Annotated in this window: 18 protein-coding genes; all 18 read right to left on the bottom strand. The window is 43.3% G+C overall.

Annotated features, from left to right (window positions below; genetic code table 11):
* Positions 1 to 21: 21 nt before the first annotated feature.
* The 18 genes from ftsA to NST79_RS08330 all read right to left on the bottom strand — a co-directional run bounded on the left by ftsA (position 22) and on the right by NST79_RS08330 (position 20,407).
* Positions 22 to 1,344: a cell division protein FtsA gene (gene ftsA / locus NST79_RS08415; protein ID WP_003232169.1), complete on the bottom strand. Its 1,323-nt coding sequence runs from the start codon at positions 1,342 to 1,344 to the stop codon at positions 22 to 24.
* 173 nt (positions 1,345 to 1,517) lie between these two features.
* Entirely contained in the window at positions 1,518 to 1,883 is a 366-nt protein-coding gene (locus NST79_RS08410; RefSeq protein ID WP_003238683.1) for a small basic family protein, read from the bottom strand.
* A gap of 17 nt (positions 1,884 to 1,900) precedes the next feature.
* On the bottom strand, positions 1,901 to 2,608 hold the full coding sequence (locus tag NST79_RS08405; protein ID WP_015252136.1) for a DUF881 domain-containing protein: 708 nt from the start codon (positions 2,606 to 2,608) through the stop codon (positions 1,901 to 1,903).
* 22 nt (positions 2,609 to 2,630) lie between these two features.
* Positions 2,631 to 3,326, bottom strand: a complete 696-nt coding sequence (locus NST79_RS08400; protein WP_015483203.1) for a DUF881 domain-containing protein — start codon at positions 3,324 to 3,326, stop codon at positions 2,631 to 2,633.
* On the bottom strand, positions 3,323 to 4,114 hold the full coding sequence (divIB, locus tag NST79_RS08395; protein WP_003232178.1) for a cell division protein DivIB: 792 nt from the start codon (positions 4,112 to 4,114) through the stop codon (positions 3,323 to 3,325). Before divIB ends, NST79_RS08400 begins: the two co-directional genes overlap by 4 nt.
* Positions 4,115 to 4,243: 129 nt before the next feature.
* A complete protein-coding gene (gene murB, locus NST79_RS08390) occupies positions 4,244 to 5,155 on the bottom strand; it encodes a UDP-N-acetylmuramate dehydrogenase (protein ID WP_003232182.1) in 912 nt (303 codons plus the stop codon).
* Positions 5,156 to 5,186: 31 nt separating this feature from the next.
* Entirely contained in the window at positions 5,187 to 6,278 is a 1,092-nt protein-coding gene (murG, locus tag NST79_RS08385) for an undecaprenyldiphospho-muramoylpentapeptide beta-N-acetylglucosaminyltransferase (RefSeq protein ID WP_212059689.1), read from the bottom strand.
* A 120-nt stretch (positions 6,279 to 6,398) separates the two neighbouring features.
* Positions 6,399 to 7,499: a stage V sporulation protein E gene (spoVE, locus tag NST79_RS08380; protein WP_003244810.1), complete on the bottom strand. Its 1,101-nt coding sequence runs from the start codon at positions 7,497 to 7,499 to the stop codon at positions 6,399 to 6,401.
* A 60-nt stretch (positions 7,500 to 7,559) separates the two neighbouring features.
* The gene (gene murD / locus NST79_RS08375; RefSeq protein ID WP_163131322.1) at positions 7,560 to 8,915 is read right to left on the bottom strand and encodes a UDP-N-acetylmuramoyl-L-alanine--D-glutamate ligase; all 1,356 of its coding nucleotides are present in this window, start codon (positions 8,913 to 8,915) and stop codon (positions 7,560 to 7,562) included.
* Positions 8,916 to 9,890, bottom strand: coding sequence for a phospho-N-acetylmuramoyl-pentapeptide-transferase (mraY, locus tag NST79_RS08370; protein ID WP_003232192.1), 975 nt, complete (start codon positions 9,888 to 9,890; stop codon positions 8,916 to 8,918). It abuts the gene before it with no gap.
* A gap of 111 nt (positions 9,891 to 10,001) precedes the next feature.
* A complete protein-coding gene (locus tag NST79_RS08365; RefSeq protein WP_003245326.1) occupies positions 10,002 to 11,486 on the bottom strand; it encodes a UDP-N-acetylmuramoyl-L-alanyl-D-glutamate--2,6-diaminopimelate ligase in 1,485 nt (494 codons plus the stop codon).
* Positions 11,487 to 11,661: 175 nt separating this feature from the next.
* The gene (locus NST79_RS08360) at positions 11,662 to 13,602 is read right to left on the bottom strand and encodes a stage V sporulation protein D (protein WP_212059691.1); all 1,941 of its coding nucleotides are present in this window, start codon (positions 13,600 to 13,602) and stop codon (positions 11,662 to 11,664) included.
* Positions 13,603 to 13,718: 116 nt separating this feature from the next.
* The gene (pbpB, locus tag NST79_RS08355; RefSeq protein WP_151262160.1) at positions 13,719 to 15,869 is read right to left on the bottom strand and encodes a penicillin-binding protein 2B; all 2,151 of its coding nucleotides are present in this window, start codon (positions 15,867 to 15,869) and stop codon (positions 13,719 to 13,721) included.
* Positions 15,866 to 16,219 carry a cell division protein FtsL gene (gene ftsL / locus NST79_RS08350; RefSeq protein ID WP_003232200.1) on the bottom strand — a complete coding sequence of 118 codons (354 nt, stop codon included), beginning with the start codon at positions 16,217 to 16,219 and terminating at the stop codon, positions 15,866 to 15,868. Before ftsL ends, pbpB begins: the two co-directional genes overlap by 4 nt.
* Positions 16,220 to 16,258: 39 nt before the next feature.
* Positions 16,259 to 17,194, bottom strand: a complete 936-nt coding sequence (gene rsmH, locus NST79_RS08345; protein ID WP_014479723.1) for a 16S rRNA (cytosine(1402)-N(4))-methyltransferase RsmH — start codon at positions 17,192 to 17,194, stop codon at positions 16,259 to 16,261.
* A gap of 69 nt (positions 17,195 to 17,263) precedes the next feature.
* Positions 17,264 to 17,695, bottom strand: coding sequence for a division/cell wall cluster transcriptional repressor MraZ (gene mraZ, locus NST79_RS08340; protein WP_003221402.1), 432 nt, complete (start codon positions 17,693 to 17,695; stop codon positions 17,264 to 17,266).
* 125 nt (positions 17,696 to 17,820) lie between these two features.
* Entirely contained in the window at positions 17,821 to 19,440 is a 1,620-nt protein-coding gene (gene bshC / locus NST79_RS08335; protein ID WP_017694820.1) for a bacillithiol biosynthesis cysteine-adding enzyme BshC, read from the bottom strand.
* Positions 19,441 to 19,510: 70 nt separating this feature from the next.
* The gene (locus NST79_RS08330; RefSeq protein WP_029317765.1) at positions 19,511 to 20,407 is read right to left on the bottom strand and encodes a 2-dehydropantoate 2-reductase; all 897 of its coding nucleotides are present in this window, start codon (positions 20,405 to 20,407) and stop codon (positions 19,511 to 19,513) included.
* Between the last annotated feature and the right edge of the window lie 112 nt (positions 20,408 to 20,519).

Here is a 20,519-nt window from a genome sequence, read left to right as displayed (position 1 = left end):
ATCTGCCGAATGACTATCTATCTATTCCCAAAACATGCTTAATAGTTTTTTCATTTTGCTCTGTTTATTATGTTCGGCTTGTGTTTTTTGTTTTCCTTTTGGCCGCTGCTGCACCTCATTTTGGTGATGATGCTGCTCTTGTTCCTCAGATGATGAGACTGCGATTTCCTGTATCGCTTCTTCAGGCATCTTAAAGCCTATTTTTCTGCCTTGGATTCTTGCATTCCGGCAGGCGAATTGGATCAGGCCCACTCCCGTCATATATTGAGGATCTCTTACACCGATATAATTCGGGCTTGCCACTCTGACATTGTTTTGCAGCACATCCTGTGCCAAAGACATGACACCCGGCATAGCTGCTTGTCCTCCTGTCAGCACGAAGCCTCCCGGCAGATCGGTAATTCCCATACTGCGAAGCTCTTCTGAAACAATTTCAAGAATTTCTTCTACTCTCGCTTCAATGATATTCGCTGCTTCTTGCTGTGTAAATGTTTGTTTTTGATTGGTGCCTATAACGGTTACCTCAAATATTTCATCTTCCGAGGCTTCGTCATAGTAGGCATGTCCAAATTGCTTTTTCACGCGTTCTGCTTCTTCTGTTGACGTTCTCAATCCGATGGAGATATCTTTGGTGATATTTTCGCCTCCGAGAGGAATGACACGGGTAGAAGTGAGATGTCCGTTCTGGAATACGGCAATGGTTGTTGACCCTCCCCCTATATCAATGAGAGCCACACCAAGGTTTTTCTCGTCCTTTGATAATGCAGCAGAACCGGCTGCCAGCGGCTGAAGGCAAATATCAGTTATTTCAATACCAGCTCTTTCAACGCAGCGGAGTAAGTTATGTAAGATTGTTTTTGAACCGGTGATCAAGGTGCCCTCTACTTCTAAACGCACACCCAGCATTTTTTTCGGGTCGGTGATTTCATCTCTTCCATCTACGATAAACTGTTTAGGAATGACGTCAACAATCAGCTGTTCGTGCGGTACTGAAACAACCTGTGCCGCCTCCATGACACGGCGTACATCTTCAACCTGAATTTCTTTATTTTCACTGGAAACTGCTACAACACCGTTTGTATCTTGAATATTGATATAATTTCCATTAACGCCGACAATAGCTTTTCTAAGCGGAAAACCTACCATTCTTTCAGCTTGGTCAAACGCTTTTCTTATAGAATGAACGGTCTCATCTATATCAACGATTGAGCCTTTTTTCAACCCTTCAGACGGTACATTTCCCACACCGATAATATTAAGGGAATCATCTGTCATTTCTCCGACGATCACTTTTGTATTGGACGTACCGATGTCAAGACTGACGTAAAGTTCATTGTTGTTCATTCTATGGCACCTCCTCACATTTCGATCATTTCTATTCTATTATTTGCGGAACAACAATACAATGAATGTGGCTTTACAAGTGTGTAACAAAAAATAACAACAGAATATTTTTATGTGTTTTTCACATTTTATGTTTATTGAAAATATTCGTTATATCCTATGTATATCCTCTTTTATATCACATTTTTTTTATTTTTTTTAGAAAGAGTCCACTTTGTTAGTAGATTTCTTCTGATAACGGCTATATTCTGAAATAATCTGACTCCAAATGCGAATATACCTGCTAAATACAAGTCTACACCAAGATGGACTCCCAGAAAAGCTAAACTTATTGCCAATATAATATTAAAAAAGAAACCGGAAACAAATACCATTTCATCATATGTACCTTGTAAATGCGCCCTGATTCCGCCGATTAATGTATCAAGTGCGGCAAGCACCGCAAGCGATAAATAGTTTGAGTATTCACTCGGTATCGTTAAGTTTGTCATTAGTCCAATCGCTATTCCGAGCACCAGTCCCAACACGGGCAGCCACATGACAATTCTCCTCCTTTTCAGTCTTTAAGCAGTTTCAGCTGTTGTACGTCCAGTGGTCTGTCATATGCTTTTAATGTTAGTTTGCTTTCAGATTTACCGGCTTTTAATGCTAAATTTTCGGATGCAAAAAGATCCTCAAGGCCTGACCCCTTCACTCTGCTGTGTAACATGTCCGGATCTTTGGCAAGCACTTTTACTGTTAAAGGATAATCGTCAAGGGCGTATCCGTCTATTTTTGTAGTGCCGTTTATATCTCTGATGACTGTATGATTCACAACTCTTCGCTCGTTAATCGAGATATGCTCTGCACCGTATGAGTTGAGTTCATTAATCAGCTTTTTCAGCAAATCCGGAGGCGGATTTTCGACCGGCTCTCCTGTTAAGCTTTCAGAAAAAAGCGGGGAAATCGTAATGACAATTCCGCTACCTGTTATATCGGTCATGCCGGCTGTTTTTTTTAAGGATTGCAAGGTATTATTTAGCGCGGTTTCTTTTGTCATTTCTTTCGTTTGCGAATAGCTATTCAGAAGTTTGTCATATTTGTTTATTTCAGACAGCAGCTTTTCCTGCTTCTTCTGCTCTGATGTCAGCTCTTCCCTAATATCCCACATATCTCTTGTATCCCGGACTTTGGGGTGCTTTAACGAATTAAACTGAACAGATATCATCAGGCCGAAGATGACCATAAGCACACTGATGCTTATGAAGGAACGCTTTATTTTCAATCTGTTTCACCCGCTTTTTCAGTCATTCCTTCGTTTTCAGAATCGGTTTCATTTGTACGTTTTTCTCTTTTTCTGCCGACACAGAAATATGATCCATTGACAGCTGATCAATTAGGCCTCCAGCGATATTTAACGAGGGCAGCAGGACATCTGGATCTCCAATAGCGGATACCGTAAACGGAGCGGGATGCTGCACCCCGTCTACCGTTACCACAGGACCATTGCATTTGATATACGAATCATGCGTCAAACGCTGTCCATTAACGGCGACAGCTGCCGCTCCTGAGATATACAGTTCGTTTACTACTTGGAAGATATGGCTTTCGTGAACGATGTAACTATTCACATTCTCCCCTTCCGGTATGTATGACGCATCTTCCAATGTCACCTCAACGCCTTCTCCCTGCACACCGACTTCCCCAATATACATCCTGTATTTTTCTGTATCTTCGAGGACATTATAGTATTCCGACTTCTCTTTCTTCAGCTTATTTTCCGCCTGGCGGACTTTGTTTTGCTTTTGATATAATTCTTTTTCAAGCTTCTTATTTTCTTTCTCTTGTTTCAGAAGTTCATCTCTCAGCGCATATTCTTTTTTCCACTCTTCCGTCTCAGCCGCGCTTTTGTTGTTTTCTTTTGTCATTTGAAAAGAAAATGAAATCAAAAAACCTGCGATAAGCATAATCAAGGAAAGAAGGACTGCTGATTTGCCCCTCAATTTTCATCTTCCTTTTTAGCAGCTTTATCGTTTTTCCCAAACTCTTCAAAATAGGTGGCAACTTCTAAATGAATGATTCCTTTTTTATTGCTGCTTAGCTGTGAGATGATAGAAGGATACGTCTTCATTCGGTCTGCAAACGTTTTAATAGATGCCGTAACAACATAACCGTCGTTCATGTACAACTTAATACGGTTTTCATCCATTTTTACAGGCGTATAATAAATTTCTGAAATCGACTGTTTTAACGAATTTGACAACGCATCGAGCTGCTTGGCCATTTGAGACCGCTTCTTCGCGTTTGTCCAATTCACTAAAATCGGTCCGGCATCATCCGGCGTTACTTCGTTTGGCAGAACTGAGCCGTTTTCAAGCACTTCATAGTACACATCGTCTTTTTCTAAATAAGCAATCGCTTTATATTCTTCGATTGCAATGTTGATTTTATTAGGAAGCGATTTGCTGATCTCCGCTTTTTTCACTAATTTATTTTGCTGAATCTTCTTTTCTGTTTTTTGCTTGTCCAAACTCCAAAACTCAGTATCTCCGCTGTTAATATCGGAAAGGTCGATAATTTCCTTTTTTGATACATTTTCATTCCCTGTAACAGAGATTGTTGATACTTTACTGATTGGTGTTTGCAGGTACACAATGATCAGCACCATAATAAAAAAGAGCATAATAAATGAAATGAGACGGCGGTTTGCCTTTTGTTTCCTCTGCTCTTTAATTTTAGGGATCCGCTCTTCAATGTTAACGATTTTTTCTCGGTCTTGACCCGGGTTCATTGCCTGTTCACCTCATTCAAATGAAACAGCTGTTAAAAGTCTGTCTATTCCAAAACAAACGGCATACTATGATGCCGTTTGTCGTTTGCTTACAGTATATCATATGAACAGCTTCAGTCAGAACTTGAATCAGCGATTTCCGCCGATGATTTCAACCTCTGTGTGCATATCAATCTCGTATTTTTCACGGATTGTCTTTTTCACATGGTCAATGAGATCAAGCACATCTTTTGCTGATGCTCCTCCCGCATTGACGATGAAGTTTCCGTGCATCTCCGATATCTTTGCACCGCCGATTTGATATCCTTTCAAGCCTGCTTTTTCTACAAGGTTCCCGGCATGATTCGGAAGCGGATTTCTGAATATGCTTCCCGCACAAGGGCTTGAATACGGCTGTGTATTTTTTCTATAGTCTTTATTGCTTTGCATTTGCTGAACGATTGATTCCTTATCCTTCTGCTCCAGCTGCAAAACAGCTTCAAGGCAAACGCCCGGGCGTTTCTTTTGCAGTACAGATGTCCTGTAGCTGAAATCCATCTGCTCATTTGTCAGCCACTCAATCGTTCCGTCTTCAAATAAAATATGCGCTTTGACGAGGATCTCGCTCATATCAGAACCGTGAGCGCCGGCATTCATATAAACCGCTCCGCCGACTGATCCTGGAATGCCGGCAGCAAATTCCAAACCGGACAGGCCTTTTTTGCTCAATGATGTAGCAAGGCGGACCACCGAATAACCGCCTCCGACTGTTACTTGTTCCCCTTCAAGCTCCAAATGGTCAAGACCCGCCCCCAGCTTGATCACTACGCCTCTAATTCCTTCATCTAAAACAAGAAGATTTGATCCGCGGCCGATGACTGTCCACTTCACATCATATTTTTTAATCACGTCCATGATGTCTTTAACAGCATCTACACTGCTTGGAATGACCAATACATCCGCAGGTCCGCCGATTTTCATCGTTGTATGATTCGCGAGCGGTTCATTTGCAAGAACCTTGCCGACTTCTCGTTCTTTTAATTCCTGTATCACTTTCTCCATCGTAAACCTCCGCATTCCATTTGCTTTTCTACTATTTTTTTAATTCCTCGAGTACGCTGTATAAACGGGCAGCCGCGTCAGGAACACCGAGTGACTTTGTTCGTTCGCTCATTTCCTTTAACGTTTGCTCATTCAGTACAATCCGGTCTAGCGCTTCAATCAGCTTCTCCCCGCTGAGCTCTGTTTCTTTCAGTACAATCGCCGCATCATGCTGGCCAAGAGATCTCGCATTGACCTCCTGGTGATTCGCTGTCACATATGGACTCGGGATCAGAACACTTGGGATTCCGAGAGCAGTAATTTCCGCAATCGTTGTCGCACCGGCTCTGGCCACAATGACATCAATGGCCTTTAAATACTCAGGCATTTGATGAAGAAACGGCTTTGTGACCATATTATCAGCGGCACCCTTGCTTTTCAGCTCATTCATTACTTTTTCATAGTGAACTTCACCGGTGATATACAGCACTTGATAGTCTCTTGTTTTCAGCGCATCCTGCATGTCAATGACAGCGCGGTTAATCGGTGCAGCGCCTCGGCTTCCGCCGAAAATTAAGACCGTTTTTTTCTCTTCAGAAAGCCCAAATTCAGCCATTGATCGTCCCGTCTTTATTGAGACGACTTCAGAGGCTCTCGGGTTTCCCGTAAATACAACTTTCTCGCTAGGAAAATGTGATTTCGCTTCTTCAAAACAAATCGCTACTTTATTAACATATTTTGAAAGAAACTTATTCGTGATGCCCGGAAGGCTGTTTTGTTCATGGACAATAGTCGGAATTCCCATTTTCGCAGCGGCATAGACAACCGGCCCGCATACATAACCGCCCGTTCCAATTACGGCATCGGGCTTAAATTCCGCTAAATACGATTTACTCTTTTGGACGCCCTTCAGAAAACGCATCACAGTCTTGACATTTTCAAATGACAATTTTCTTTTAAATCCTGTAATTTCAATTGAACGAAACGGTATATTCTCCCGCTCAACAATTTTTTTCTCCAGCCCGTTTTCTGTTCCGATATATAAAAATTCCACATTAGGATGACGTCTTTGCACTTCTTTAATAAAAGCTAGCGCAGGATAAATATGTCCCCCTGTACCGCCTCCGCTTATTGCAATTCGCATTTCTTTTCCCCCAGTCTAAGTTTCTCTATAACATAACGATAACCCTGTTTTGTTGGACAGGGTTATCGCATCAATTGTTTCCAAGCTTCATGTTAGACAGGAAGCTTGGACATACATTCGTTAATACCTCGAGTAGCGGCTTACATTCAGCAGCACACCAACTGCCATCAGCATTAGAGTCAATGAAGAGCCTCCGTAGCTCAGAAACGGGAGCGTGATGCCTGTTACAGGAATCAGGCCCGTGACTACGCCGATATTGATCATGACTTGAATGGCAATCATTGAAATAATGCCGACTGCGACAAAGCTTCCGTACAGATCAGGCGCACCAAGCGCAATTCTGATTCCTCTCCACAGCAGGACGCTGAAGAGGAGCAAAATAAGTGTTCCCCCGATAAAGCCCAGCTCCTCTGACAAGATGGCGAAAATAAAGTCTGTTTGCGGCTCAGGCAGATAAAAGAACTTCTGTCTGCTTTGTCCGAGCCCCATTCCGAACAACCCGCCGGGCCCCACTGCATAAAGCGATTGAATGATCTGAAATCCGCTTCCGAGCGGGTCTTCCCATGGATTTAAGTATGAGGTAATCCGCTTTATCCGATATGGAGCCGATAGTACGAGCCCGACAAATCCGCTGAGGCCGATCAGCCCGAGAAAGACGAAATGGGCGATCCGTGCGCCGGCTACAAAAATCATGACAATACAAGTTCCGACCATAACTGTCCCCGTTCCGAGGTCAGGCTGGCACATGATAATCAAAAATGCTGAAAACACGATGCCAAGTGCAGGGACGAACCCCCGTCTGAACGATGTGATGTTTTTTTGTTTTTCAGAGAGAAATTTAGCAAGGAATGCAATCATCGCAAGCTTCATAAACTCTGAAGGCTGTATGCTGAATGCTCCGACTCCGATCCAGCTTCTTGAACCGTTCCGCACCATTCCGACGCCCGGTATCAAAACAAGCACCAGAAGGAAAAAGCAGATAACCATCAGCAATTTGGACCATGTCCTCCAAGTCCAATAATCGACATTCATGATAAAAAACATAGCAATGACGCCGATTCCCGCAAACAAAAGCTGCCGTTTCGCGAAAAAGAATGAGTCGTCAAATTTATAATCCGCCCATACCGCACTCGCACTGTACACCATAATTAATCCGATTGTTAATAATAATAACGTAATGATGACCAATAACAAATCAGGCGATGTTTTTTTAGTAGTCAAAGCAATCGACACCCCAAGCTTAAAGTCATTAGGGCTGCCGATTTACTTCAAGACAAGCCCTTACTTAAGCATATGCACGGCATCTATAAACATGTCACCGCGTTCTTCAAATGTTTTGAATTGATCCCAGCTCGCACACGCGGGTGACAGCAGGATGACATCTCCTTCATTTGAGAGCGCAAACGCCGCAGATACTGCTTGTTCAACATTATCGACACGTTTGACATGTTGTATTCCCAGTTCATTGCCGAGTTTCTCGAGTTTTGGCGCCGTCTGGCCAAATGTAAGCACTGCTTTGACATGCTTCATATAAGGTTTCAAGTCATCAAAACCATTTCCGCGATCCAGTCCGCCCGCAAGCAGAATGACCGGCTTATCAAAAGCTGAAAGCGCCTTGCTTGTCGCCAGAATGTTTGTTGCTTTACTGTCGTTATAAAATTTGCGGCCATTCACAGTTGTGACATATTGGAGGCGGTGCTTCACACCAGTAAAGCTTGTCAGCACCTTTTTAACCGCCTCATTGGATGCTCCTGCCGTTTTCACAACTGCAATAGCTGCTAAAATGTTCTCCAGGTTATGAGCACCGGGCAGCACAACCTCTTCCAGAGGAAGAATGGCTTCGCCGTTAAACATAATCATACTGTCTTTTACATATGCGCCCTGTTCAAGCGTTTTGCTGACTGAAAATGGGACGATTTCGGCTTTTCCGGCTTCAGCAAGACGCACGACGGTTTCATCATCCTGGTTGACAATAGCTTTATCTGAAGCAGTCTGATGAAGGTATACTTTCTGTTTCGCTTTTTCATAGTTTTCGCGCGTATGGTGATAATCCAGATGGGCGTCAAATACATTTAAAATCAGGCTGATTTCCGGTCTGAAAGCGTGTGTTCCCATCAGCTGAAACGAAGACAGTTCAGTAACGATCCATTCATCTCCATCAGCATGATAGGCAACCTCACTTGCGACTGTGCCGATGTTTCCGGCAATCAGTGCTTTTTGCGAGCCAGCTTTGAGCATTTCGTAAATTAGCGTTGTCGTGGTCGTTTTACCGTTCGATCCGGTAATCCCGATAAACTTGGCGCTGGTCAGGTAGTAAGCGAGCTCAATTTCCGTCCAAACCGGAATGCCTCTTTTCTCCGCTTCCTGAACCATAATATTTTCATAAGGAATTCCCGGGTTTTTGATCAGAATCGTGATTTGATGCTGATCGAACAGAGAAACTGGATGCTCTCCGCAAACAACTTCGATTCCTTTTTCAGAAAGCTTATGTGCCGGTTCATTTTCTTCAAAAGGCTTTTGGTCATTGACTGCAACATAAATGCCTTTTTCATGAAGAATGGAAGCCGCCGCATATCCGCTTTTCGCAAGCCCAAGGATTAAAAAATGCTGTTTCTGTAAAAATTGATCATTTTCCACTTATAACCACACCTCGATGTAAATTCCTAAAACGGCAAGCAAAAGTCCCGCAGCCCAAAACGTCACGACTACTCTCCATTCAGACCAGCCGACAAGCTCATAATGGTGATGAAGCGGACTCATTTTAAAGATTCGTTTACCTGTCGTTTTAAAGCTGATGACCTGCAAAATAACAGATAATGTCTCGATAACGAATACACCGCCGATGATAACCAGCAGGATCTCTAATTTCGTTAAAATGGCAATGGTAACGATTGCTCCTCCCAATGCAAGCGATCCCGTATCTCCCATAAAAACTTTGGCCGGATGAGCATTAAATACAAGGAAGCCCAGAACTGCACCGACAACGGCAACTGAGAAAATCGCTACGTCATATTGAGACTGATTCCATGCCAGAATGGCAAAGGCGCCAAAGGCAATCGCCGCAGTACCGGATAATAACCCGTCAAGGCCGTCAGTCAGGTTAACTGCGTTTGATCCGCCGACAAGCATAAAGAGCACAAGGATAAAGTAAGCCCAGCCAAGATCAAATGATAAGTCAGTTCCAGGAATGCGAATATCCGTCGCAAAATTGTAGTAATGATACACGGCGTAAAATACAACTGCAATAATAATTTGTCCGATCAGCTTTTGCTTTGATGTCAATCCAAGATTGCGCTTCATGACAACCTTGATGTAATCATCTAAAAAGCCAAGCAAACCGTAGCCTAGCGTAACAAACAGAAGCAGCACCATTTCGGGGCTTATTTCTGAAAACTTCTGTGTCATAACAATTGTTGTCACTATGATAGAAAGTATGATCATGACCCCGCCCATTGTCGGTGTCCCTGATTTTTTCTGATGTGATTTCGGTCCTTCTTCTCTAATACTCTGGCCGAATTTTAATCTTCTTAAAAACGGAATAAGAATCGGAGAGAGCAGAACACTAATTAAAAACCCCATTAAAATTGTAAACAGAATGACTTGCTCAAGCATTGTCCTTTTCTCCTCCTGTTTCTTTCAAACGACATACGTAGTTATCATATTCATGATTTTTTTCCATATGAAAAATCTTTTCAAGCTCCATTATTCAGTAACATCTCTTTCCTATGAATTCGTCTTATTCTTATTGAGTTCAACAATGGCTCTCGCCGCTACTTCAGCATCATCAAAATCGAAAGTTTCATTTCCGATCTGCTGATAGGTTTCATGTCCTTTTCCGGCAATGAGGACAACGTCGCCTTTTTTGGCATTGGCAATTGCGAAAAAGATCGCCTGCTCGCGGTTTGCAATACTGTGATAGTATGCGTTCTCTACCCCGGCTTCCATATCTCTTAAAATCGCGCGAGGATCTTCGCTTCTCGGGTTATCTGACGTGAAAATCGGCTCGTCAGCCAGCTCCACAGCAATTTTAGCCATTTTCGGGCGCTTCGTCTTATCTCTGTCTCCTCCGCAGCCGACAACGACAAATAGCTTTCCTTCCGTCATGTCTCTGCATGTCTCCAGCACATTTTCAAGGCTGTCCGGTGTGTGCGCGTAGTCTACAATGACAGGAAACTCCTGCTGCTGATTGACCAATTCAAAACGGCCTCTTACACCATGCAATTCTTCAACAGCCTCAGTGATGATTTCAAACGGTATGCCTGCTGCAATACATGTCGCAACAGCGGCCAGCACGTTATACACATTAAATTGTCCGACGAGAGACATCGTGATGTGCTTCGTGCCTTTGTTTGTCACGAGATCAAAGCTTGTGCCCTGTGCAGTGATACTGATGTTCTTCGCCATCACATCAGCATCGTTTTTAATTCCGTATGTAGAGATATGCGCAGCTGTTACCTTTTCAAAATAAGCGCTCGCCTCATCGTCAGCATTCAGGACGGCACGCTTTGGATGTTCATGGTTGAAAGCCCCGCCAAGTTGGGAAAAGAGCAAGCTTTTTGCATGCCGATACTCATCCATCGTTTTATGATAGTCCAGATGGTCCTGTGTTAAATTCGTAAACACGGCAATATCATAATCACAGCCATGGACGCGTCCTAAAGACAAAGCGTGGGAAGAAACCTCCATGATTGCAGTGTCAACGTGCTTGTCATTCATTTTCTTAAACGTTTTCTGCAGCGTGACGCTTTCCGGAGTCGTGTTTTTAACAGGAAGTGTTTCGTCTCCGATTTTCATATACATTGTACCGATCAAGCCTGTGCGTTTTCCCGCTTTTTTCAGAATCTCATCGACCATGTGGGTCGTTGATGTTTTGCCGTTTGTCCCTGTTATCCCAATCAGCTGAAGCTTCTTCGTCGGCTGTCCGTAAAACGCATCAGACAAAACGCTGAGCGCGCGAAGTGACTGCCGGACAATAATAACAGGAACATTCACATCGACCTCTCTTTCTGCCACAATAGCCGCTGCACCGTTTTCTACTGCTTTTTGCGCAAAATCGTGGCCATCCACCGTATACCCTTTTACACATACAAAAAGACTCCCTTTCTTTACTTCCCTGGAGTCCATCTCAATTGAAGTTATTTCAGGGTCTTGTGAGTCGTTTACAGAAGGTTCGGTTGTTAAGTATGTAAGCAGCTTTGTAAGTTTCATCGTATCAAACCTCTCAACATTCTAATTCGTTCTTTTTATCATTGAAGTCACATCAAATGATGTGGTAATGATTTTAAGCATACAGTTCATATTTTAGCGTAAATAAAAGGATACATCCAGCTAATCTTGAAAGATATCAGCATTTTTTCTGCAATAAAAGAATAGGCAGCCCGAATCAATCGGCTGCCTCCTTTTCATCTTCTTCAGTCAAATACACGCGTATCTTTGAGCCTTCTTTTACTTTCGTTCCGGCAGCTGGCGATTGTTTAACGATTTTGCTCCCTTTCCCGGAAGCATCCACATTGAGATTCACCAATAGTGACTCAAGATCTGAGACAGACATCCCTACAACATTCGGAACTTCTATTGTTTTTGTGTCGTTCCATTGGTATTTTTTCTCGATTTGATTTTTCCGGGGCTTCACACCAAGTTCCGGCAGACTGTCTCTCATAATATTTCCGACAATAGGCGCTGCAACCGTTCCGCCAAACTGAATCGTGCCTTTCGGGTTATCCACCGCAACGTAGACGACTAGACTCGGATCATCAGCGGGCGCGAAACCAATAAATGATACAATATGGTTGTTTTCAAGATATTTTCCATCTTTAACCTTTTGTGCAGTTCCCGTTTTTCCTCCGACACGATATCCTTCTACAAATGCATTGCGGCCGGTTCCTTCTGCGACGACGCTTTCTAGAGCATAGCGGATTTGTTTGGATGTTTCCTCAGCAATGACTTGTTTCTTTGCGATTGGTGATTGTTTTTTGACCGTTTTCTTCGTAACAGGATCGATCCATTCCTTTGCAATATAAGGTGTGTAGAGCGTTCCTCCGTTTACAGCGGCGGATACTGCTGCAACCTGCTGAATCGGCGTGACGGATACTCCCTGTCCGAAAGCCGTAGTTGCTTGCTCCACCGGGCCCACTCTCTCAAGCGGGAATAAGATGCCTGTTCCCTCGCCTTGGAGATCAATCCCCGTTTTTTGTCCAAAACCAAAGTCTTTGATATATTTGAAAAGCTTTTCCTTTCCTAAGCGCTCGCCTAATTCAACAAACCCCGGGTTGCAGGAGTTCTGCACAACTTCCAGATACGTCTGCAGCCCGTGCCCGCCTCTTTTCCAGCACCGCAGTCTCGCTCCGTCCACTTCCGCATGCCCTTTATCATAAAATTGATCCCGTTTCAAATTTACTTTTTGCTCTTCAAGGGCTGCTGCAAGTGTAATAATTTTAAAGGTAGATCCCGGTTCATACGTGCTCCATACTGGCAGATTTCGATTGTAGACGGACGGATCAACAGATTGGTAATCAGCAGGGTCGAAGTCAGGCCTGCTAGACATCCCCAAAATTTCTCCGTTTTTCGGATTCATGGCTACGGCAATCATGCCGTCCGGATGATATTTGGCCTCAGCGTTATCAAGCTCTCTTTCCATTATCGTCTGGACCTTTGAATCAACCGTCAGCTTCATATCAAGCCCATCCTTAGGCGGCGTATAGTCATCCGCTTCATCAGGCATTTTTTTCCCCTTGGCATCTGTATAAAACTTAACAGAACCTTTTTCCCCTTTTAAATCATCGTCGTAATAGGCTTCAAGTCCAAGGAGCCCTTGGTTGTCAATTCCTGCAAATCCAAGCACATGAGATAAAAAGCTGCCGAACGGGTAATGACGGATACTGTCCTCCGCAACATACACACCTTTTAAATCAAGCGCTTTAATTTCCTTCGCCTTCTCATTTGAAATTTTTCTCCCTTCAGGAGTGATCTTTTCGATTGACGCTTTTTTTGTCACATGTTTATATACTTTTTCTTCTGACATATTGAGCACCGCCGCAAGCTGCTTGCTCGTTTTCATCGGATTCTGAACTTGGCGCGGCACGACGAATACGGTCGGCGCACTTTTATTTGTTGCGAGCTTCACACCATTCCGATCCAGAATCTCGCCTCTCTCCGGCTCAAACGGCAAGTTACGGCTCCAGGAATCTTTCGCCAGCGAAGTCAGTTTTTCGCCCATCACAAACTGAACATACCCCAGCCTTGTATCAATGATCAGAAACACGATCACGCCAAAAAGCAAAACAAATAATAAACGTTTTCTAACCGTTACATTCGAGACGCGCAAGAGACCGTTCACTCCTTATTTAGGCTTGTTTCATTTTATGCCTGAAATTGGACAGGTAGAACGATGCTCCTCTGAAGGCATAAAAAAAGAAAGCCTGCATAACGCAAGCTTTCTTTTTAATCAGGATTTTTAAACTTAACCTTGATTACGGTTTTGTCTTTGATTTCTTTGTCTTTCTTAACACTTTGGCTGACAGCGTAGCCTTGCCCGTTTACTTCAATATGAATTCCCGCGAGCTCGCCGTATTGAAGAACCTCTCTTCTCGACCACCCTGTCATATCAGGCATTTTGATTTTGCCGCCCGTTTTCAGGAAGACCTTTTGATTGGTGAGAACTTCCTCATCCGCTTCCGGATACTGTTCTTTTACAGCGACATCACTGCCGATGACAATTGGTGTGAGATTCTCCTCTTTTGCTTTCTTTTGAGCAGCAGCTACCGTTTGATCTGTTAAATCAGGCATTGTCTGCGCTTTTGTTTCTTCCTTATCTGAGTCAGATTTTTCAGTTGGTTCAATGTTCAGGTAGTGCAGGCTGTTTTTCATTGTCGGGTTGAAGATTTCTGATACCGGATCTGAACTGCTTTGTCCTGCTTTGAGTTGCGGCTGCTGTACAGCAACATAAATTAAAAGCTCAGGATCATCTTTTGGTGCCATACCCATAAACGAAAAGATATAGTCATCTGTTCCGTCTAGATATCCGCCTTTACCGGCTATTTGCGCAGTACCTGTTTTCCCGGCAACATCAAATCCTTCGATTTTATAGGCTTGCCCTGTTCCGATTTTCGACGTAACAACTTCTCCCAATATATCCCGCACCTTTTTCGCTGTGCTTGCAGAAATTGGGGTTCCGGCTGATTCTGGCTTATTTTGATAGATGGTTTTATCTTTATCGGGATCAACGATATGGTCAATCACATAAGGTTTCATCATTTTGCCGTCATTCGCAATTGCCGTTGCGGCCTGAAGCTGCTGAATTGGTGTGACTGCAGACGCTTGTCCGTATGCGGTTGACGCCTTATCAAATTCATATTTAAAGTTGATTTTGCTAGAGACTTCTCCTGGCAAATCAATACCTGTTTTTTGATAAAAATTGAATTTGTGTAAATATTGATTAAGACGGTCATATCCCAGCTTTTCTTTCGCCAGTTTCGCAAATGCAACATTTGACGATCTAAGGACGCCGTCATGATAGGTTGTCGGCCCCCAGCCTATACCTCTATTATGGTCCCTGACAGGTTCCCCGCCAACTTCAAACGTACCTGATTTATATTTTTCGTTCGCATTAAACACGTTTTCCTGCATCGCAGCAGCGAGTGTAAAGATCTTCATCGTTGATCCGGGTTCATACGCATATGAAATCAAATCATTATAGTAGTTTGTCACATCCCGCTTGTTCGGATCAAAGCTTGGTCGCTGTCCCATGGCAAGGACTTTGCCTGTTTTCGGATCGACAACTGCGGCCATGATTTTTTTCGGATTATACTTTTGCGCTACTTTTGTCATGCTGTCTTCCAAAAAGGTTTGAATTTTCTGGTCAATGGTTAAATATACATTGTCACCATTTTTTGGCGCTGTAATTTTATTTTTGCTGTTCGGGAGCTCCCAGCCGGATTTGTCGCTTTCATATGTCACATATCCGTCGCGCTCCTTCAAATACTTATCCAGCACTTTTTCTAATCCCATCGCGCCGGAAATTTCATTTGTGTCTTGATCAACCTCGGCATAGCCGATTAAATTGGATGCGAAAATACCATTTGGATAGTAGCGTTTTGTATCCCGCAAAAATGAAATGCCCGGGAGTTTCAGCTTTTCGATTTTTTGCTTTTGTGAATACGTAATATCCCGGCCAGCTGATCCAAACTCGACTTGTTTTGCATTTTTATTTAAGATATCAAGGATGTCGGCCTTGTCCAAGTTTATCACTTTAGACAATGCTTCTGCCGTTTTTTCTTTGTTTACAACATGCTGAGGATGCTTGACATCAGTGGTCATTTTTTTATCGAGAATCGCAATCAGTTTATACGTCGCTGTGTCCTCTGCAATGACTTTTCCTTTTCGGTCTAAAATCGAGCCGCGGCTCGCTTCGATGGTCCGTTTCTTTTCATGCTGCTCTGTCGCTTTTGTCGCAAGCACTTCGCCATTCGCTTTTCCGGTTATTTGAATATATGCCATTCTCCCCAGGATGACAAAGAAAAAGAGAGCGAAACAAATACTTAGAATCGCTGCTCCTCTATTCATAAATTTATTCTTTTTTGGCATTTGAATCATTCCTGTATATTTTTCACTTTTTTATCTTTTAAATTCAAGCCGTTCTTTTTCGCAATGTCCATAATGCGCTGCGGTTTGCTTAAATCAGCAACGCTTTTTTCGAGGTCACCAATTTGCTTATTTTCGGATGAAATTTGCTCCTCAAGCTTTTGCACCTCAATATTGGTTTGATATGCTGCATACGCCTTCGATACGATCAAAAGCGATACGCTGAGCACCGCCGCAGCAAAGAGGACAAGAAGCACTTTTTCTCCGAGAGTAATGGAAGCCCTTTTCTTGACAATCACTTTTTTCTCAGGACTGATCGCATGCCGCTGCTGTTTCTCTGGTTGGTAAGCTAAATTGCTCATAGGCTGATGACCTCCTTTTAATTTTGCGTTCGCGTTTCGTTATTTTCTTTTTTCAGCAATCCGAAGCTTGGCAGAACGAGCCCGGTTGTTCTCTTCAAGCTCTTCTTGAGATGCCGTAATCGGTTTTCGTGTGATGAGCTTCAGCTCCGGTTCAAACTCTTCCGGTATAACAGGAAGCCCCGGAGGAAGTTCCGGAAGCGACGACTTTTCTTTAAAAGTGGTTTTGCAAATTCTGTCTTCTAGCGAGTGGAAGGTAATGACCGATACCCTGCCCCCTGGCTTCAGAACCTCAATTGCCTGCTCCAAAGCTTCTTCAAACACCCTAAGTTCATCGTTTACGGCAATTCTGATTGCCTGAAACACGCGTTTAGCGGGATGTCCGCCGCTCCTTCTCGCTGGAGCGGGAATCGCGTCTTTTATTAGATCGACCAGTTGGCCCGTAGTTTGAATAGGAGACTTCATTCTTGCCTCCTCAATTTTTCTGGCGATCTGTTTACTGAACTTCTCTTCTCCGTATTTAAAGAAAATACGGACGAGATCCTCATAGCGCCACTCATTAACGACTTCTTTCGCCGAAAGCGTAGCCGACTGGTCCATCCTCATGTCCAACGGTGCGTCATGATGGTAACTGAATCCGCGCTCCGGTGTATCCAGCTGCGGAGAGGACACCCCTAAATCAAATAAAATGCCGTCTACTTCTGTAATGCCTTGTTCATTCAAACATTCTTTTAAATACCTGAAATTGCTTTTAATCAGAATGAGCTGTCCTTTATAATCGGACAACACTTCTTTAGCATGCTGTAATGCCGTATCATCTTGGTCAAAAGCGATTAAACGCCCCTTCTCGGATAACTGCTGCAATAAGTATGTACTATGCCCAGCTCCGCCGAGTGTGCAGTCTACATATGTACCGTCTGGTTTAATATTAAGTCCGTCTACGGTTTCACGAAGAAGTACTGTCTTGTGTTGAAACATATTGTGTTGGTCCCACCTTTTATCAGGATGAATTGAAATTGTTTTTAGAGTGTTATACACGAAGAATCATTATATATCAAACCCAATCATGTTTTCAGCAATTTCAGCAAATGAATCTTCTTGCTCTTCTGTGTATTGTTCCCAAATTACTTTACTCCACAATTCAATTCGATTAGAAACCCCGATAACAACACATTCTTTTTCCAGTTTGGCGTAATTCAATAGAGATGATGCGATATTTACCCTGCCTTGCTTGTCCAGTTCGCATTCAGTCGCCCCTGAAAAGAAGAAACGGGTAAACGCGCGGGCATCTTTCTTTGTGAGAGGAAGAGCTTTTAGTTTTTCTTCAATTTGTTTCCATTCGTGCATAGGGTAGCCGAAGAGACATTGGTCAAGTCCTCTAGTCAGCACAAATTGCTCACCTAGGCCTTCTCTGAATTTAGCGGGTACGATCATGCGGCCTTTCGCATCGATGGTATGCTGATATTCACCCATAAACATGATCTCTTGCCCCACTTTCTCTCCTTAACTCACCACTATTCACCACTTCGCTCCACAACTTCATTTTACACTGTTTACCCATAAAAAAAAACCCTGAACTAGTCAGGGTTCTTTAAAACTTTATTTCAAAGTTTGACAACTTGATGTTGATTTTGAAAAGAAAATGGCAGATTCTTGAATGTCGTGAAGAATTTTGGACCGTACCTGTTCAAATAATACATGATATTCCAAATCCGTTCCTGCGGCGCAAGCAGCGGCTTAATGCTATTTTGAATTCTTTCATAATCCTTCAAGACGTAGCCTTCTTTTTCTTCAATTCGCTTCGTCACCGTGCGCTCTAAGAATTGAAGCTGATCCTGAATAAAAGCGGCATTTTTCAGGAGTAAAGGTTCCATGCTTTGATCAACCTTTAACGCCTCCTGCCGGACCGTTTTGTGAATCGCTTCAATTTGGCTTTTCGCCTGATCCATCACCGCCGTAAACTCTTCCGGAATCTGGCGCTCGAAGTATGTCTCTCTTTGATTCTCCGTTCCGCGCTCAATCGCGTCTTGTAACGAGATATTCCGTTCAGCCAGTTTTTTCTCAATATGCCGCTCAAGTATCGTAATGTTCAGCCTTGGCATGACAGGAGGCATTTTGAAGCCCATCACCGCAAAAGCCTGTTTGAGCTCGCCCCAATAGTTGATTTCTCCAGGCCCTGCAATAAATGCTAAAGTCGGAATGAGAAATTCCTGCATTAACGGTCTCGTTACAACATTGTTGCTGAAACGCTCTGGATGTTCTTCCATATGTGTATGAAGTTCATCCATCGTCCATCCTAGATCAAGCTCTTTGATGACAAATCGGCCGTTATCTTTTTCAATTAAAAAACGCTCATCTTCGTATTCATAAAACAGATTCGCCTGCTCTTTTCCGGACTCGATAATCGGTTTGTAGCCTGCTTGACGCATGAAGGCCTGCTGATCTGATACAGCCCGGGCGAGTTCATCATTTTCTCGAAGAATCTTTTGGAACATGGCCGTTTCCAGCTTTTTAATCCCCGGATCCCCAGAATTTAATAAAACTAAGCCCTCTTCTTGGAACAAATCCGCGATCAGCAGTTCAAAGAAGTCAGTAAACGTAACAGATTCCCTTAAACATCGTTTCACATTGTCGAGAAGTGTATTCGTATGGTCTGTTTCTTCAAAAGCGGCAAAAACATCATCTATCCACGCGGCACACTTTTCCTGATCAAGCGATGTACTCGCTGCTGATGATTTCTTCCAATAAGACTGAGGCAGCTTTTTTTTCACAGGCCCATTCTCTTCAGATGTGTGAACAAAATTAATCTCATCCAAATCGTGGTCTTCTCCAGCCACCCAGAAGATTGGTATGACAGGCACTTGCAGTTCCTTTTCTTGTTGCTTTGCTAAAACAATGATTGAAATGATTTTATGTATGGTGTAAAGCGGTCCTGTTAAAAGTCCTGCCTGCTGTCCGCCGACTACAGCGGCACTTGACGGGTCCTTCAGCTTCTCAATAGCAGACTGCATCGCACTTGAACCGAATTTATTATGGTAAGAGGTTAAGTACGCCGCCAATTCCTCTCTTGCGAAAAACCGGGAAGATAAGTCTTCCAGTCTTTCGCGCCACATGTCCTTATGATGAATACTGTAATCAAAAAAAGAAGACATTTCTTCTTTGCCATCTATATAGTGCTGTACAAACACATTCTGATTTTTGATGGAAAGTTCAGTTAGCTGCATCTTCTAGAACTTCCTTTCTCCAATAAATAGTTAGTGATCCGAAATGAGTATAGCATGTTACCGAAAAAGCTCAAAAGACTTTGTTTGCATTTCGCTCCAATGCTTTGATGCTGCCATATAAAAACTCTAGGTGGACTGCATCAAGACCTTGAAGACTTGCTTCCTTCAATAAGTACCCGATAATGGCGTCAGCTTCCGTCTGCCGGCCTCTAATGACGTCAACCAGCATTGATGAACGATTCTCTTTCGTTTGCCCACAAACGGCCTGAACCCGCTCCCAAGCCTTTTCTTCATTTTCAAGTTTTAAAATGCGGCATGCCTCCTGAAATACCAGCTTCATAAAAGCCAGATAAGCTGGCGTTGTCAGCAGTTCTCCATTTTTCACCTGCAATAAAGCAGTTAAAGGATTAATACACGCATTTACAATCAGCTTGCCCGTCAGCAGACGGTACCAATCCGTCTCATAATAAATCGGAAAATCCGAATGGTTATGCTGAAACAAGATGTTCAGCCGGTCTGGTTCAGCATCGTCGAACGCGCTCCATTTTATCGCACCTAAGCCTGTATGATCAACAGCTGTATCCGATTTTCTTACAGCTCCGTGCTCAACGATTCCAACATAAATGGAATGGCCAACGTGCCAGTCTTTTAGGTCGTGGATATGCCCCATGCCGTTTTGCAAAAATAATATATGCGTTTTCCCGATCCGTTCAAGCGACGAAAAAACAGATTGAAGCTGATGCTGCTTCACTGTCACGACAAGCAGGTCAAAGTCCGAATTGATACTCGTGTCCGCACTGCAATCAGCCCTGAATTCCTCCCCGCCTTTATAAAGCCGGATTCCTTCAGACTGAATGGCCGCAGCCTGTTCTTGCCGCCTCGTCACAACAGTCACGTCGTGATAAAGTGACAAATAATAGGCGCATAAAAGACCGACGGAGCCTCCGCCGATAATTCCAATTTTCATGATGTCACACCCAATTTAGCATTTACGTATTATCATAGCAGAAGTAAGAAGAAATTACTTCTCAAAGATCCCATGTGCTTAAAATTAAAGTTTAAATATTTGGATTTTTTAA

The organism is Bacillus sp. PS196 (genome assembly GCF_037963555.1).
Lineage (GTDB): Bacteria > Bacillota > Bacilli > Bacillales > Bacillaceae > Bacillus > Bacillus subtilis.
This window is presented reverse-complemented; position numbering and strand designations above follow the sequence as displayed.